This window comes from Nocardia yamanashiensis NBRC 100130 (assembly GCF_001613325.1).
Taxonomy (GTDB): domain Bacteria; phylum Actinomycetota; class Actinomycetes; order Mycobacteriales; family Mycobacteriaceae; genus Nocardia; species Nocardia yamanashiensis.
The window spans coordinates 140021-154337 of record NZ_BDCD01000020.1; the positions used below are offsets into that span (position 1 = coordinate 140021).

Annotated in this window: 12 protein-coding genes; 1 reads left to right on the forward strand and 11 read right to left on the reverse strand. The window is 69.5% G+C overall.

Translation table 11 applies throughout. From position 1 onward, the window contains the following. Position 1: 1 nt before the first annotated feature. From ftsW to NY1_RS23715, 11 genes are all read right to left on the reverse strand, one after another. Positions 2-1531, reverse strand: a complete 1530-nt coding sequence (gene ftsW, locus NY1_RS23665; RefSeq protein ID WP_084535256.1) for a putative lipid II flippase FtsW — start codon at positions 1529-1531, stop codon at positions 2-4. Then, positions 1528-2970 carry a UDP-N-acetylmuramoyl-L-alanine--D-glutamate ligase gene (gene murD, locus NY1_RS23670; RefSeq protein WP_067717748.1) on the reverse strand — a complete coding sequence of 481 codons (1443 nt, stop codon included), beginning with the start codon at positions 2968-2970 and terminating at the stop codon, positions 1528-1530. Before murD ends, ftsW begins: the two co-directional genes overlap by 4 nt. Positions 2971-3019: 49 nt before the next feature. Beyond that, complete coding sequence (gene mraY, locus NY1_RS23675) at positions 3020-4096, reverse strand: phospho-N-acetylmuramoyl-pentapeptide-transferase (protein ID WP_067717361.1); 1077 nt, start codon at positions 4094-4096, stop codon at positions 3020-3022. Beyond that, positions 4093-5574, reverse strand: coding sequence for a UDP-N-acetylmuramoyl-tripeptide--D-alanyl-D-alanine ligase (locus NY1_RS23680; protein ID WP_067717364.1), 1482 nt, complete (start codon positions 5572-5574; stop codon positions 4093-4095). Before NY1_RS23680 ends, mraY begins: the two co-directional genes overlap by 4 nt. Further along, on the reverse strand, positions 5571-7289 hold the full coding sequence (locus NY1_RS23685; RefSeq protein WP_084535257.1) for a UDP-N-acetylmuramoyl-L-alanyl-D-glutamate--2,6-diaminopimelate ligase: 1719 nt from the start codon (positions 7287-7289) through the stop codon (positions 5571-5573). Before NY1_RS23685 ends, NY1_RS23680 begins: the two co-directional genes overlap by 4 nt. Before the next feature lie 169 nt (positions 7290-7458). Further along, the gene (locus tag NY1_RS23690) at positions 7459-9258 is read right to left on the reverse strand and encodes a peptidoglycan D,D-transpeptidase FtsI family protein (RefSeq protein WP_084535258.1); all 1800 of its coding nucleotides are present in this window, start codon (positions 9256-9258) and stop codon (positions 7459-7461) included. Between the two features lie 149 nt (positions 9259-9407). Beyond that, positions 9408-10283, reverse strand: coding sequence for a cell division protein FtsL (ftsL, locus tag NY1_RS23695; RefSeq protein ID WP_233434447.1), 876 nt, complete (start codon positions 10281-10283; stop codon positions 9408-9410). A gap of 124 nt (positions 10284-10407) precedes the next feature. Then, entirely contained in the window at positions 10408-11406 is a 999-nt protein-coding gene (gene rsmH / locus NY1_RS23700; protein WP_332909606.1) for a 16S rRNA (cytosine(1402)-N(4))-methyltransferase RsmH, read from the reverse strand. 168 nt (positions 11407-11574) lie between these two features. Next, a complete protein-coding gene (gene mraZ, locus NY1_RS23705) occupies positions 11575-12006 on the reverse strand; it encodes a division/cell wall cluster transcriptional repressor MraZ (protein ID WP_067717389.1) in 432 nt (143 codons plus the stop codon). Between the two features lie 457 nt (positions 12007-12463). Next, positions 12464-12889: an SCO2097 family morphological protein gene (locus NY1_RS23710; protein ID WP_067717391.1), complete on the reverse strand. Its 426-nt coding sequence runs from the start codon at positions 12887-12889 to the stop codon at positions 12464-12466. A gap of 125 nt (positions 12890-13014) precedes the next feature. Beyond that, complete coding sequence (locus NY1_RS23715; protein WP_067717393.1) at positions 13015-13455, reverse strand: SAV_6107 family HEPN domain-containing protein; 441 nt, start codon at positions 13453-13455, stop codon at positions 13015-13017. A 223-nt stretch (positions 13456-13678) separates the two neighbouring features. Here NY1_RS23715 and NY1_RS23720 point away from each other — a divergent pair, with 223 nt between their 5' ends. After that, the gene (locus NY1_RS23720; RefSeq protein ID WP_067717396.1) at positions 13679-14290 is read left to right on the forward strand and encodes a GNAT family N-acetyltransferase; all 612 of its coding nucleotides are present in this window, start codon (positions 13679-13681) and stop codon (positions 14288-14290) included. Positions 14291-14317: the final 27 nt, after the last annotated feature.

The window sequence follows — 14317 nt, forward strand, 5'->3', positions numbered from 1 at the left end:
GTCACCTCGAATTACCTCGTTCTCTCGCGTGATTGACCGGATAGCTGGGTTCCCAGGCCCGGGTGCTGCGCCAGGATTCGGTGGAGCGGCTGGAACGGCGGGCCGAATCCGAATCTATCGAGCGGCGGCCGCCGTTGTCCGATCCGCCCCGGCCGCGTCCGGTGGGCGGCAGCGCGCGGCGTTGCGGAGCCGCTTTGACCTTGGGCTTGGCTTTGGCCTTGGCGCGGGCGCGGGAGGCCTGGGCCCGTGCGGGGGAATACATTTCGGGCTTGGGCAGCCGGAGCATGCGGCTGACCCGGCCGTCCTGCCCGGCGTGCAACGCCGCCACCGCCTCGGGTTCGTGGCGGGCGGCATTGGCGATGATGCCGAACATGAACAGGGTGATGGCCAGCGAGGAACCGCCGGCCGAGACCAGCGGCAGCTGCAGGCCGGTGACGGGCAGCAGGCCGACCACGTAGCCGACGTTGATCAGCGCCTGGCCGGTGATCCAGGTGGTGGCCGAGGCGGTCAGCAGCCGCAGGAACGGGTCCACCGAGCGGGTGGAGATGCGCAGGCCGGTGTAGACGAACAGCGCGAAAAGGCCGAGCACCAGCGCACATCCGAGGAAGCCGAGTTCCTCGCCGATGATCGCGAAGATGAAATCGTTGTGCGCATTGGGCAGATAGCTCCACTTGGCCCGGGACTGCCCGAGCCCGCGGCCCCAGATCCCGCCGTCGGCAAGCGAATACAGCGCCTGCCGCGACTGATACCCGATGCCCTGCGGATCCTCACCCGGATTGAAGAAGGCGCGCATGCGATCGGACCGGTACCCGGCCGACAAGGCCAGGATGGCCGCCGCCACCGCGCCCGAGGCCGCGATGGTCACGAACATGCGCAGCGGCAGCCCGCCGAACCACAGCAGCGAGGACAGCACGATGCCGAGCGCGATGGTGGTGGACAGGTTGGGCTCGAGCACGACCAGGAAACACACCAGCAGGCCCGCGGGCACCAATGGCATGAGAATTTCCTTGTACCCGGCCTTTTCGCTCTGCCGCGAGGCCAGCAGATGCGACCCCCACACCACGAGCGTGATCTTCACCAGCTCCGACGGCTGCACCGACACCAGCCCGAAGTCGAACCAGCGCCGCGAACCCTGCACCTCCGAGCCGATGCCGGGGATGAGCACCAGCACCAGCGCCACCACCGACAGCGCGAACACCGGGAACGACAGCCGCCGCATCACCCGCAACGGAATCCGCAGCGCGATGTAGAACAGCACCGCGCCGAACACCGCGAACATGGCCTGCTGGATGAACAGCGAATACGCCGATCCGCCACCGGCATACGATTCGACGCTGGACGCCGAGAGCACCATGACCAGCCCGAGCACGGTGAGCAGCACCGCGATCGCCACCACCAGGTGGAAGGAGGCGAGGGGGCGGGCCAGCCAGGCCCCGAACCAGCTCATGCCGGTGCGGCGCGCGGCCGGACCCGAGGCCGTTTTCACGGCACGCCGCGGCGTGGAACTCCCGGCGTGCCGTGATGCGGTCATTGCGGTCTCCCGATGTCCTTCTCGTCCAGGGCCTGCACCGCCGCCGCGAAGCTGCGGCCGCGGTGCGTGTAGTCGGCGAACATGTCCAACGAGGCCGCGGCCGGAGCCAGCAGCACGGTGTCGCCGCGAGTGGCGTATCCTGCGGCCACGCGCACGGCGCGGGCCATCACCGCTTCGGGTTCGACTTCGGTGAAGGGATCACCCATCCGAGCATCGTCCCCCGAATTCAGCTCCACCACGGGGACATCCGGCGCGTGTCGCGCGAGTGCGGCGGCGATCACGGCGGCGTCCGCGCCGAAGAGCACGGCGGCGACGAGATGCTCGCGCACCTCTTCGACGAGGTCTTCCACGCCCGCGCCCTTGAGCTGTCCGCCCGCCACCCAGATCACCGACTGGTGCGCCAGGATCGAGGAACGGGCGGCGTGCGGGTTGGTGGCCTTGGAGTCGTCGACGAATTCGACGCCGGCGAGTTCGCGCACGAAGGCGGCGCGATGCGGGCCGACCTTGTGCTCCTGCAGCCCCTCTTTCACGAACTGCGGGGCCACGTCGATGGAGCGGGTGAGCGCGGCGGCGGCCAGGGCGTCGGCCACACCGGCCGGACCCTGCGGGCTGATATCGCCGGTCTCGGCCAGGATGGCGGCCTTGGTGAAGGCGCGATCCAGCAGCTTGCCGTCCACCACGCCCAGTTCGCCGTCAGCGGGCACGCCGATGCGGAAACCGACCGTGCGGCGCGCCTTGGACTTACGCGCCAGCGCGGCGGCCACCTGATCGTCGAGGCCGACGACGCCGACGCGACCGGTCAGCGCCCGGGCCTTGGCGGCGGCGTAGGCGTCCAGCCCGCCGTGCCAATCCAGGTGATCCTCGGCCACATTCAGCACCACGCCCGCTTCCGGGCGCACCGACGGCGCCCAGTGCAGCTGGAACGAGGACAGTTCCACGGCCAGCACCTGCGGTCCGGGATTGCGGCGCAGCGCGTCCAGGATGGGCAGCCCGATATTGCCGCAGGCCACGCTGGGAATCCCGGCCGCACGCAGAATCGAGTGCGTCATCTGGGTGGTGGTGGTCTTGCCGTTGGTGCCGGTGATCACCAGCCACTTGCGGACCGGCCCGTAGATGCGCGCCTGATCCACCCACCACGCGAATTCCACGTCACCCCAGACCGGAATGCCCTCGGTGACGGCGGAAACCAGCACCGGCGAATCCGGCCGCCAGCCCGGGCTGGTGATGACCAGCGCGAAGCGTTGCAGCGCATCGGGTTCCAGCAGGTCCTGGGCGGTGGCGGTGGCCAGCCCGAGTTCGGCGGCCTCGGCCAGGGCCTTGCCGCCGCCGTCGGTCACCACCGGGCGCGCGCCGATGTCCTGGAGCGGCTCGATCAGCGAGCGCCCGGAAACACCCCAGCCGGCCACGAGAACATCACGGCCGCGCAGGAATTCGAGCATGGGTCCCGGCGAACGCAGGACCCGCGGAGCATGTTCGACCATCGTCCTATCACCCGACCGCTGAGAGGTATTCGCTGTAGAACAGGCCCAGGCCGATCGCCGATGCCATACCGGCCAGCAACCAGAACCTGATGATCACCGTGGTTTCGGCCCAGCCACTTAACTCGAAGTGGTGGTGGAAGGGCGCCATCTTGAACAATCGATTGCGGGTGGTCCGGAACACCGCCACCTGCAGGATCACCGACGCGGCCTCGGCCACGAACAGCGCGCCGATCACGATCATCAGCAGTTCGGTGCGGGTGGTGATGGACAGGCCCGCGAGCAGACCGCCCAGCGCGAGGGAACCGGTATCGCCCATGAAGATCTTGGCGGGCGCGGCATTCCACCATAGGAAGCCGATACACGCGGCGCCGCCCGCGGCGCACACCAGCGCCAGGTCCAGCGGATCGCGCACGTTGTAGCAGCCGCCGGCCACGTGGGTGGAGCAGGCATTGCGCCACTGCCAGAAGGTGATGATCATGTACGCGCCCAGCACCAGGCTCATCGAACCGGCGGCCAGGCCGTCCAAGCCGTCGGTGAGGTTGACCGCGTTGGACCAGGCCACCACGACCAGCGACACGAACAGCAGGAAGATGATCACGCCCATGGACAGGGTGGTGATATCGCGGGCGTAGGACAGCTTCCGGCTCGCGGGGGTGAGCCCGTCCGCGTTCCGGAATTGCAGCGCCAGCACACCGAAGATGATGGCCGAACCCAGCTGGCCGATGTACTTGCCCGCCGCGGTCAGGCCCAGATTGCGCTGCTTGCGCAGCTTGATCATGTCGTCCAGGAAGCCGACGCCGCCCAGCGCGGTGGCCAGGCCCATCACCAGCAGACCCGAGGCCGAGGGGCCGGGCTCGCCGTAGCTCATCGAGATCAGGTGCGAGCCCAGGTAACCCGCCCACATACCGGCCAGGATGGCCACGCCGCCCATGGTCGGGGTGCCGCGCTTGGCCTTGTGGCTCTCCGGGCCGTCGACCCGGATCTCCTGGCCGAAGCCCTGTTTGGCGAAGTAGCTGATCACGGCGGGCGTGAGCAGAATCGAAACGGCCAGCGCGATCGCGGCCGAGAGCAGAATCTGGGTCATCGGGCGGCCTCCTGCTCCGCACCGGTCAAATGTTCGGCGACCGCCCACAGTCCAACGGACTTGGAGGCTTTCACCAGCACCACGTCACCGGGTTCGAGTTCTTCGTCGAGCAGTTCGATGGCGGACGCGATATCCGGCACGTGGACGGCTTCGTCGCCCCACGAGCCTTCCTGCACGGTGCCTTGGAAGAGGGCGCGCACGGGACGGCCGGCGCCGACGACGACCACGCGGTCGACATCCAGGCGCACGGCCAGGCGGCCGATCTTGTCGTGTTCGAGGACGGATTCGTCGCCGAGTTCGCCCATTTCGCCGAGCACGGCCCAGCTGCGGCGCGGTTCGGTACCGGCCTTGGACATGGTGACCAGCGCCTTGAGGGCGGCGCGCACCGAATCCGGGTTGGCGTTGTAGGAGTCGTTGACGACGGTGACGCCGTCGGCGCGGGTTCGCACGTCCATGCGGCGCGCGGAGACCGGCTTGGCGCCGGCCAGGGCGGCGGCCACGGTGGCGAGATCCGCGCCCTGGTCGATGGCGACCGCGGCGGCGGAGAGGGCATTGCCGACCTGGTGTTCGCCGTGCACGGCCAGCTGAACCGCGATGGATTCGCCGTTGGCGTGCAAGGTGAATCGCGCGCGAGCCTGCTCGTCCAGGGTGACGTCGGTGGCGCGGATATCGGCGTTGGCGGCCAGACCGACGGTGACCACGCGGGCCTTCGTTCGCTCGGCCATCTTGGCGACCAGGTGATCGTCGAGGTTCAGCACCGCCAGGCCGTCGGCCGGAAGGGCTTCCACCAGTTCGCCTTTGGTCTGCGCGATCACCTCCTGGCTGCCGAACTCGCCCAGGTGCGCGGTGCCCACGTTCAGCACCACACCGGCGCGCGGCGGCGCGATCTCGGTGAGCGCCTTGATGTTTCCGGGTGCGCGGGCCGACAGCTCCAGCACCAGGAACTTGGTCTCGGCATCGGCGCGCAGGGCCGTCCACGGATGGCCCAGCTCGTTGTTGAACGAGCCCGGCGGGGCCACCACGGGTCCCAGCGGGGCCAGTACAGCCGCGAGCAGATCCTTGGTGGAGGTCTTACCGGAGGATCCGGTCACGCCGACCACGGTCAGGCCGCCGGCCACCAGGCGGTCCACGCTCGCGCGGGCCAGCTTGGCGAGCGCTTCCAGGACCGCGGCCCCGGAACCATCGGTATCGGCGGCCAGCGCGATGGCGCGGCTGGCGTGCGGGCGCGGCGCGACCACCACGGCGGGCACCCCGACCGGGCGCGCGGCCAGCACCGCCACCGCGCCCTGTTCGATCGCCTTGGCCGCGAACTCGTGGCCGTCGACGCGTTCCCCCGGCAGCGCCAGGAACAGATCACCGGAACCCACACGGCGCGAATCGAATTCGGCCTGTCCGGTGACCTTCGCCTCGGGGTCGGGGACGTCGTGCAGCGTGCCGCCCACGACCTCCGCGAGCTCCCGCAGAGTCATCTCGATCATGAATGCGTCAGGTCCCTCGTCTTTCGCGACAGGGCTGCCACGAGCACCTCGCGGTCGTCGAACGGATACTTCACGCCTGAAATCTCCTGCCCTGTCTCATGTCCCTTGCCCGCGACCAGCACCACGTCACCGGGGCGGGCCCAGTCGACGGCGGTTTCGATCGCGGCGGCCCGATCCCCGACTTCCCGGACCTCCCCGCGCTCGCCGTCCGGGAGCTCGACGGCCCCGGACCGGACCGCGGCGCGAATGCTCGCCGGATCCTCGCTGCGCGGATTGTCGTCGGTGATGATCAGCAGGTCCGCTCCGCGCGCCGCGGCCGCGCCCATCAAAGGACGCTTCCCGGCATCGCGGTCGCCGCCCGCGCCGACCACCACCGCCAACCTCCCCTCCCCCTTCTCCGTGAGCAACGCACGCAGCGTGGCCACGACCGATTCGATCGCGGCCGGCTTGTGCGCGTAATCCACCACGGCCAGAAAATCCTGCCCCTGGTCCACCCGCTGCATGCGACCGGGCACGTCGACCGCGCCCAGCGCCGCCGCAGCGGAAGTCTCGTCCACGCCCGCCGCCGCGCACACGGCGACGGCCAGCAGGCCGTTGGCGATGTTGTACGCCCCCGGCAGCCGCAGGCGCACATCCACCTTGCCGTGCGGGCCCGCGGCGGTGAACTCCTGGGTGCCGCCGGGCCCCTCGGCCGATGCGGTGACGGTCCAATCAGCCTGTGCGCCAACAGTAGTCGCAACGGTCAGCAGCCGGCGCGGTGCCTCCCCGGCGGCGGGATCGGCCGCGGTCGGCAAGGCGGCGTCGGACGGCAGATCGCCGGCGATCTCCCCGGCCAGGCGGCGGCCCCACTGATCGTCCACGCAGATCACCGAGGTGCGCGCGGCCACCGACGGGCGGGGCGAGGCGGCGCTGTCCGGGCCATCGGGGATGAAGAGGCGGCGCTTGGCGGCGAAGTAGTCCTCGAAGTCGGAGTGGAAGTCGAGGTGATCCTGCGAGAGGTTGGTGAACGCGCCGACGGTGAAGTCCACGCCGTCCACCCGGCCCAGTGCGAGGGCGTGGCTGGAGACCTCCATGACCACGGCGTCCACGCCCTGCTCGACCATGAGCGCGAACATGGCGTGCAGTTGCGGGGCCTCGGGGGTGGTGAGCGCCGAGGGCACCCGGACCCCGCCGATACGGGTCTCGATGGTGCCGATGAGCGCGGTGCGCAGCCCGGCGGCGGCCAGCCCGGCCTCGACCAGGTACGACGTGGTGGTCTTGCCCGAGGTGCCGGTGATGCCCACGATGCGCAGTTTGCGAGAGGGATCACCGTAAAGAGCGGAGGACAACTCGCCGAGCACCGCGCGCGGCGTGTCGTGCACCAGCACCGGCACGCCGAGTTCGCCGGCGATCTCGGCGCCGGCCGGATCGGTGAACACCGCGACCGCACCGCGCGCCACCGCATCGCGGGCGAACCGCGCGCCGTGGGCCTTCGCGCCCGCCAGTCCGGCGAACAGGTCACCCGGCCGAACCGCGTTGGAACGCTGCTCGATACCGGTGACCACCACCTCCTCCCACGCTGTCACCTGCGACGACGCGAGGCGGGCTCCCGTCAGCTCGGCCACCGTGGGCAAGCCGGTCGGCTGCGGGGTGGCGGGCCGGAGCACCTGCGGCTCGCTCGAGTTTCCGCGGGGCGACTCTGCCGAATCTCCGCGGGGCGGCGACTGCGCGGGCACGAAGCTCCTCTCCGGGATGGTGGTCTTATGCCGATTCCGAGTATTGGGACTCGGATCGACGTGTCAGGTTACCTGTGTTCGATCGCCGCGCAGTCGGCACGGCGCAGTTCGGTCGCCCGCCCGTCCCCACGGCGAGCGCGGCGGGGGTCACATCCATCGCCTACCTGCTCTAACTCGCCTGCAGAATCAGCTGTTTCGCGGGCGGCGACGGCGGCACCCGGTCCCGTTGCAAGGCCCAGGAGGCGATGCTGTGGAACAGCGGCGCGGCCGATCCGCCGCCGCTGCCGTCGGAGCTGCGCACCGGCGCGTCCAGCATCATGCCGATCACGTAGCGCGGATTGTCGGCGGGCGCCATCCCGGCGAAGGTGATCCAGTACCGATCGCTGGAATAGCAACGGCATTTGGCGTCGATCTGCTGCGCCGTACCGGTCTTTCCGGCCACCTGGTAGCCCTCGATGGCCGCCGGGCCGCCGGTGCCGGTCTGCACGCCGCGCGGGTCCTTCTGCACCACCGACTGGAACATCTGGCGCAGCGTGGCCGCGGTCTGCGGGCTGACCACCTTCACGCCCTCGGGCTGCTCCTCCTCGGTGCGGGCGCCGTCCGGGGCGATCTTGGCCTTGACGATGCGCGGCGGAATCCGCACCCCGTCATTGGCGATCGCCTGGTACATGGCGGTCATCTGCAGCGTGGTCATCGAAAGGCCCTGGCCGATGGGCAGGTTCGCGAAGGTGGAACCCGACCACTGGTCGCGGGTGGGCAGCACGCCCGCGCTCTCGCCCGGCAGGCCGACGCCGGTGCGCTGGCCCAGGCCGAACTTCTTGAGCATGTCGAAGTAGCGGTCCTCGCCGACCCGCTGGGCCAGCATCAGGGTGCCCACATTGGAGGACTTACCGAAGACGCCGGTGGTGGTGTACGGAGCGACGCCGTGATCCCAGGCGTCGTGCACGGTGACGCCGCCGAGGGAGATGCTGCCCGGAACCTGGAGCACCTCATCGGGATTGGTGAGCCCGTATTCGATGGCCGCGGCCGCGGTGACGATCTTGTTCACCGAACCGGGCTCGTACACCTCCTGCACCGACGGGTTGCCGAGGTCGGATTGCGACCAATACTGCGGTCCCAGTTTCGGATTGAAGGTGGAGTCGTTGGCCATGGCCAGCACCTGGCCGGTGTGCGCGTCCAGCACCACCGCCGAGGCGGCCTGCGCGCCGGAGAGCTCCTTGGCCTGCTGCACCTGCTGCTGCACGTAGTACTGCAGGTCCGAGTCGATGGTGAGTTCGACGCCGTTGCCGTTCACGGCGGGCTGGCGGTCGCGCCACGAACCCGGGATGACCGCGCCGTCGGAGCCGCGGTCGTAGGTCAGCGAACCGTCGGAACCGGCGAGGATGGCGTCCATCGAGGACTCCAGGCCGATCTGCCCGTGCCCGTCCCAGCCGGTCGCGCCGATGATATTGGCGGCCAGCGAGCCGCCCGGATATTCGCGCAGCTCCTGCGGATCCGAGCCGACCTCCGGGAACTGCAGGCTGATATCCGAGGCGACCCGCGGATCGACATTGCGCACCAGGTAGACGAACGGCTCGTCACTGCGCAGCTTGGCCAGCACGTCCTTCTCGGGAGCCGCGGCGCCCAGCTTCTCGTGAATGTATTTGGCGATGGCCTGCAGCCGCGCGTCCGGTTCCGGTGCGGTCGGCTTCTTCTCGTGCGCGTCGGCCAGATCCTTGCGCACCTTCACCGGCTGAAAGGTCAGCTGTTTCGCCGAAATCGTGTAGGCCAGCGACTTCCCGTTGCGATCGGTGATGGTCCCGCGCGCCGCCACATCCGGCAGCCGCACGGTGCGCTGACTGGCCGCCTCCGCCGACAGCTTCGGCGCGGAAAAGCTCTGCACCCACAGCAATTGAATGGCCGCCACCAGCAGCGCGACCAGCATGACCACCCGGCCCACCCCGAACCGGAACCGCGTCGCCCCGTCCATCCCCGGGGTGGGCCGCGGTCTCGACTGCCGTCCCGGCCCCGAACTCGCCCGGCCGGAACCGGCCCGGCCCCGCCCAGCGGCGGCCCGCACCCGTCCGGAATCCGTTCGGCCCCGGCCCGAGTCACGCCCGCGCGCGGCGCGGGACGGGCTCACCGACCTGCTCCCGGCGCGGCCTGCACGGCCGGGTTCTGGGTGCCTGTGTCGGGTGCGCCGGCGTTCTGCCCGGCCCCGTTCTGCGCACCGGGAACCTGCGCCGCCGCGTTCTGCGTGCCGGGCGTCTGCCCGGCCTGGTTCTGCACACCGGCGTTCTGCGGACCGGGGTTCTGGCCACCCGTGTTCTGCGCGCCCGCGTTCTGGGCGGCGGGATTCCGGGTTCCGGCATTCTGCCCGGCCGGGTTCTGCTGTCCGGCAAGGTTTTGCGGGGCGGCGGGAGCGGCGGGGGTGGTGGGTGCGTTCGGGGTGGTGGTCACCGGGACCACACGCTCCCCTTGTGCCTGCGACAGTTTCGGTGCGGTCGAGGGCGCGGACGGGGTGGTGTTCAGAGGTGCGGCCGGGGAGCCCTGGGCGGGCGTCGGGGTGCCGACCACGATGACCTGGCCGTCGGGGCCGATCACCAGGCGCGCGGGATCCTTGGCCGGGATCATGCCGAGTTCGGCGGCGCGCTGGGCCAATTCGGGCGCGGAGTCGGCGGCTTCCACCTCACGCTGGAGCGCGGCCTTCTCATCGGCGAGCTGGGTATTGTGCCGGCGCGCGGCGCCGAGCTGATAGCTGTCCTCGGTGGCGCGGGTGGTGAGCAGCAGCGTCATGGCCAGCCCGCAACCGAGCAGGGCGATGATGGTCGCCACGAAGTACATGCGCCCGCGCGGCATCGGATCCCCGGTGCGCCGCAGCATGGGCGGCAGTTCGGTACGGCCCGCACGGTTCTTGCGCTTGGCGTAAGCCCGCTGCGCCGCACCGGATTTCACCCGGTCCGCCGCTTGCACCCGGCGAGCCCCCCGGCCCGCCGCCTGCGTCCGGATCGTCATAGGGCGGCCCCGATCCCGGAGGGAACAGCGCCCCCGCTCCCCCTGGCCCGATCGGTCCCGGCCGCCTGCGCGCCGGTGTACCGGAGGAAGATCCCCTCCCGCAAACGAACTCGCGTCCGGAACCTCACTGCGCGTCCTCCCCTGCGATGCGTTCCGCGGCCCGCATGCGCACCGGAGCGGCCCGCGGGTTCTCCTCGATCTCCTGCTCGGTGGCCTTCTCCGCGCCCCGGGTCAGAATCTTGAATTCCGGTCCCATGCCGGGAAGTTCGACGGGCAGGTCCAGCGGCGTGCGCGAGACCGAACGCTTCGCCAGCTCCGACTTGACCACCCGATCCTCGAGGGACTGGTAGCTCATGATCACGATGCGGCCGCCCGGCGCGAGCGCGTCCAGCGCCGCGGGCATGGCCGCCTCCAGCGATTCCAGCTCCCGGTTCACCTCGACCCGCAGCGCCTGGAAGGTGCGCTTGGCCGGATGCCCGCCGGTGCGGCGGGCGGCGGCGGGGATGGTGTCGTAGAGCAGTTCCACCAGTTGCGCGCTGGTGGTGAAGGGCGTGCGCTGGCGGCGGCGCAGCACCTCGGAGGCGATTTTCCCCGCGAAGCGTTCCTCGCCATAGATTTTCAGCACCCGGGCCAGGTCACCGTGGCTGTAGTTGTTGAGCACATCCGCGGCGGTGGGACCGGTGGTGGCGTCCATGCGCATATCCAGGGGCGCGTCGATCGAATAGGCGAATCCGCGATCGGCCTCGTCGAGCTGCATGGAGGAGACACCCAGGTCCATCAGAATGCCGCGCACCGAACCTTTGGCGGACAGCCCGGCCTGTTCCAGCGCGCCGGCGATGCCGTCATAGGTGGTGTGCACCAGGGTGATCCGGTCCGCGAACGGTTGTAGTCGTTCACCGGCCAGCTTCAACGCATTGGTGTCGCGATCGAGTCCGACGAGACGAATGTTCGGATAGGTCCGCAGAAAGTACTCGGCATGACCGCCGAGCCCGAGCGTGCAGTCCACATAGACCGCGCCGTCGACGGATTCCAGTGCGGGACCGAGGATTTCGTCTGCGCGATGGAGGAGAACCGGAACATGGCGGGGGCCGTCACTGCTTCGGTGCACCTCGACCTCCCGGATTTCCTGCCTCACGTACGTCGCACGGCCGCCGTGGCGGGTCGCTTGCGATTCTGACTCTGCGGTGGCCAATGCCCCGTGGTCTCTGACCGAAGCACCGCACCTGGCGTTGGGGAAGTACGTCAGGGTCGGTGTCGGGCAGAGGCCGCAGGGCACTCGCCTCGCTGCGGGCTAGAAGATCCCGCCCAGCGACTCGTCTCTGGCCTGCGAGTAGTCCTCCTCGTGCTCGGCGAGGTAGGAATCCCACGCCGTCTTGTCCCAAATTTCGAGGAAGTCGACCGAGCCGATGACCACGCAGTCCTTGGTCAGGTTCGCGTAGCGGCGGTGCTCGATCGACAACGTGATACGGCCTTGAGCATCGGGACGCTGCTCATCGGTGGAAGCCGCCAGCGCCCGGACGAACGCACGGGCCTGCGGATTGCTTCTCGACGCCGCGGCGGCTCGCCGCGCCAAGGCGGTGAACTCGTCCTTCGGGTAAACGGCAAGGCTGTGGTCCTGTCCCTTCGTGACCATCAACCCTCCCGCCAGCTCGTCGCGAAACTTCGCAGGCAACGTCAGTCGCCCTTTGTCGTCCAACCGAGGGGTATAGGTACCGAGAAACAAGCCTCGACACCTCCTACCGGATCACCCTCTCGACTGTTCGGCCTCCTGTAGTGCGCGCTCCACATTACCCCACTTTCCCCCACTTTCAATCGAAAGCGGCGGTGATCTCGGTCCCCGCTTGGCGAACTTCGCAGGTCACACCAGCTATCACGAGGGTGGGGAACTTTCGCCGCAGTTCCCCCGACACGCGCGACGCGCGCCGGCGGGGCCCCGGGAACTGCCAGCAAACCCGCAGATAGCGCGCATATCCGGCGGCCGTGGGGCGGGGTGGGGGATGCGTGTGGGGGGTGGTGGGGAGAAGCGGAAAGGGGGCGACACGCCGTTCGGCGACCTACAGGAAACGCCGTGACGCCACACCTCAAATCGGTGTGGCGTCACGGCGTGTCGCGCTGTCTTCAGTTATTGGAGCAACCCTGGCCCGTGCGTCGCCCCGAAAAGGGCTGCACGACCGACCGGTTCAGTTGTCCTGTTCGAATCTGCGGCGGAAACGATCCTCCATACGGGAGGAGAAGCCGCCCTGCTTCTTCGGCTTGGCGCGCTGGGCGCCCGGACCGCTGCTCGCGCCCGGAACGGCGTCCGTGCCGCGGCCGCCACCGGAAGACATCCGGGGGCCACCGATCAGCAACAGCACGCCCGCGCCGAACATCACAGCGAAACCGATCAAACTGATGATCGGGAAACCGCCCGGCTTGAACGGAGCGGCAATGCCCGCCACCAACAGAAACAGCCCGAGGGCGAACAAAGCCGCCGCTTGGAGTCTGCGTCGTCCCGTGGCAGAACGTAACCGTCCGCCCCGAACGGTCGAGGCGAACTTCGGATCCTCAGCATAGAGCGCGCTCTCGATCTGTTCGAGCATGCGCTGCTCGTGCTCGGAGAGTGGCACGGTACCTCCCCCGGCACTAGGTAGTGGCTGTCGCCTCCGGGTAGGCGACGGATAGCCGACCTTGGCGGCTGTCTGCCACCAATAATACGAGTTCGATCAGAGCGCTACCACCTACTCGCCGATACTCAGGCCAGCATTCCCGCGACCCACCCCGTGCTGGGACGTTGCCGGGCCGCCGCGGCCAGCAGATCTTCCACGTCGTGCAGGAATGCGCCTACCCGCGAAGCGAACTCGTCGGCGCGCCGATCATCGACCGGCCGGGGCAGGCCGGCCTCCAGCGCGGCCCGGGTTTCGGACTGCCCGGTGAAGTAGTCCGCCCACATGGTGAATTCCGGTGCGGCACGCTGCATCAGCACCCAGGCATTGCGGGATCGGGCCCGGGGTGCGCGATCCGCGCCGGTGAGAGCCAGGACCGCGCCGGCGCCGCGGAGGGCGGCGAGGTACGCGGTGCGGAAGCGCTCGGCCGGGTCCTTCTCCCCCGCCGACTGTATGAGCAGGTTGTCGGCCTTGCGCAACAGATCTCCGGCCCGGCCGGAATGCGGCGGGCGTTCGGTTTTGCCGGTCATCGGTACCTCCCCACTCGTCTACCCGTCCGGACCTCACCGGTATTCCCCCGCCGGGTCCGGGACGGCGTCCCGATTCCCCAGCACAGGCGATGAAGATCGAACAAGTATTCGAAGGTTTCACTTGGGATTGAATATAGAGAGACCCACCGACAAGTTCCACGGCCCGCATCCGGGCTACTGTCGGATCCATCCGCCCGCCGCGAACGAGAGCCGCGCCCAACCGATGACCGCAGTCACTCCGAACACCACGCCCGCACCCGTCGTCGTCGATCTCTCGGCCGCGACCCTGCGCGCCCGGCTGCACGACGCCCTGTCGGTCTACGTCGCGGCCATGGACTACCCGCGCGGCACCGAACACCAGCGCGCGCCCATGTGGACCGAGCACACCACGCGGCCCGGCTGGCAGGCCGTGGCGGCGCTGCTCCCCGACGACGACGGCCGTCTCGACCTGCGCACCGCGCCCATCGTGGCCATCGCCTACGGGTATCGCGGCGCGCCGCACCAGTGGTGGCATCAGCAGGTCTACAGCGGGATGCGCCGCACCGGCTGGCCCGAACACGCGGCGCGCGACCTGCTTTCGGACTACTTCGAGCTCACCGAACTGCACGTGCACCCCAGCGCCCAGGGCCGCGGCATCGGCGAGATCCTGCTCACCCGGCTGCTGCAGAACCGCCCCGAGCGCATGGTCCTGCTCTCCACCCCCGAGGTGGACCAGGAAGCCAATCGGGCCTGGAAGCTGTACCGCCGCCAGGGTTTCGGCGATATCGTGCGCCACTTCATCTTCTCCGGCGACACCCGCCGCTTCGCGGTACTCGGACGCCAGCTGCCGCTGTGATGCGGCGAATGCCGGGCGGCGCTTCGC

What these genes read in the sequence shown, in the direction of transcription:
- ftsL (WP_233434447.1), bottom strand. Translation starts at nt 10,283, where the DNA reads ATGACGATCCGGACGCAGGCGGCGGGCCGGGGGGCTCGCCGGGTGCAA.
- ftsW (WP_084535256.1), bottom strand. Translation starts at nt 1,531, where the DNA reads ATGACCGCATCACGGCACGCCGGGAGTTCCACGCCGCGGCGTGCCGTG.
- NY1_RS23680 (WP_067717364.1), bottom strand. Translation starts at nt 5,574, where the DNA reads ATGATCGAGATGACTCTGCGGGAGCTCGCGGAGGTCGTGGGCGGCACG.
- murD (WP_067717748.1), bottom strand. Translation starts at nt 2,970, where the DNA reads ATGCTCGAATTCCTGCGCGGCCGTGATGTTCTCGTGGCCGGCTGGGGT.
- NY1_RS23690 (WP_084535258.1), bottom strand. Translation starts at nt 9,258, where the DNA reads ATGGACGGGGCGACGCGGTTCCGGTTCGGGGTGGGCCGGGTGGTCATG.
- NY1_RS23715 (WP_067717393.1), bottom strand. Translation starts at nt 13,455, where the DNA reads ATGACCGGCAAAACCGAACGCCCGCCGCATTCCGGCCGGGCCGGAGAT.
- mraY (WP_067717361.1), bottom strand. Translation starts at nt 4,096, where the DNA reads ATGACCCAGATTCTGCTCTCGGCCGCGATCGCGCTGGCCGTTTCGATT.
- NY1_RS23720 (WP_067717396.1), top strand. Translation starts at nt 13,679, where the DNA reads ATGACCGCAGTCACTCCGAACACCACGCCCGCACCCGTCGTCGTCGAT.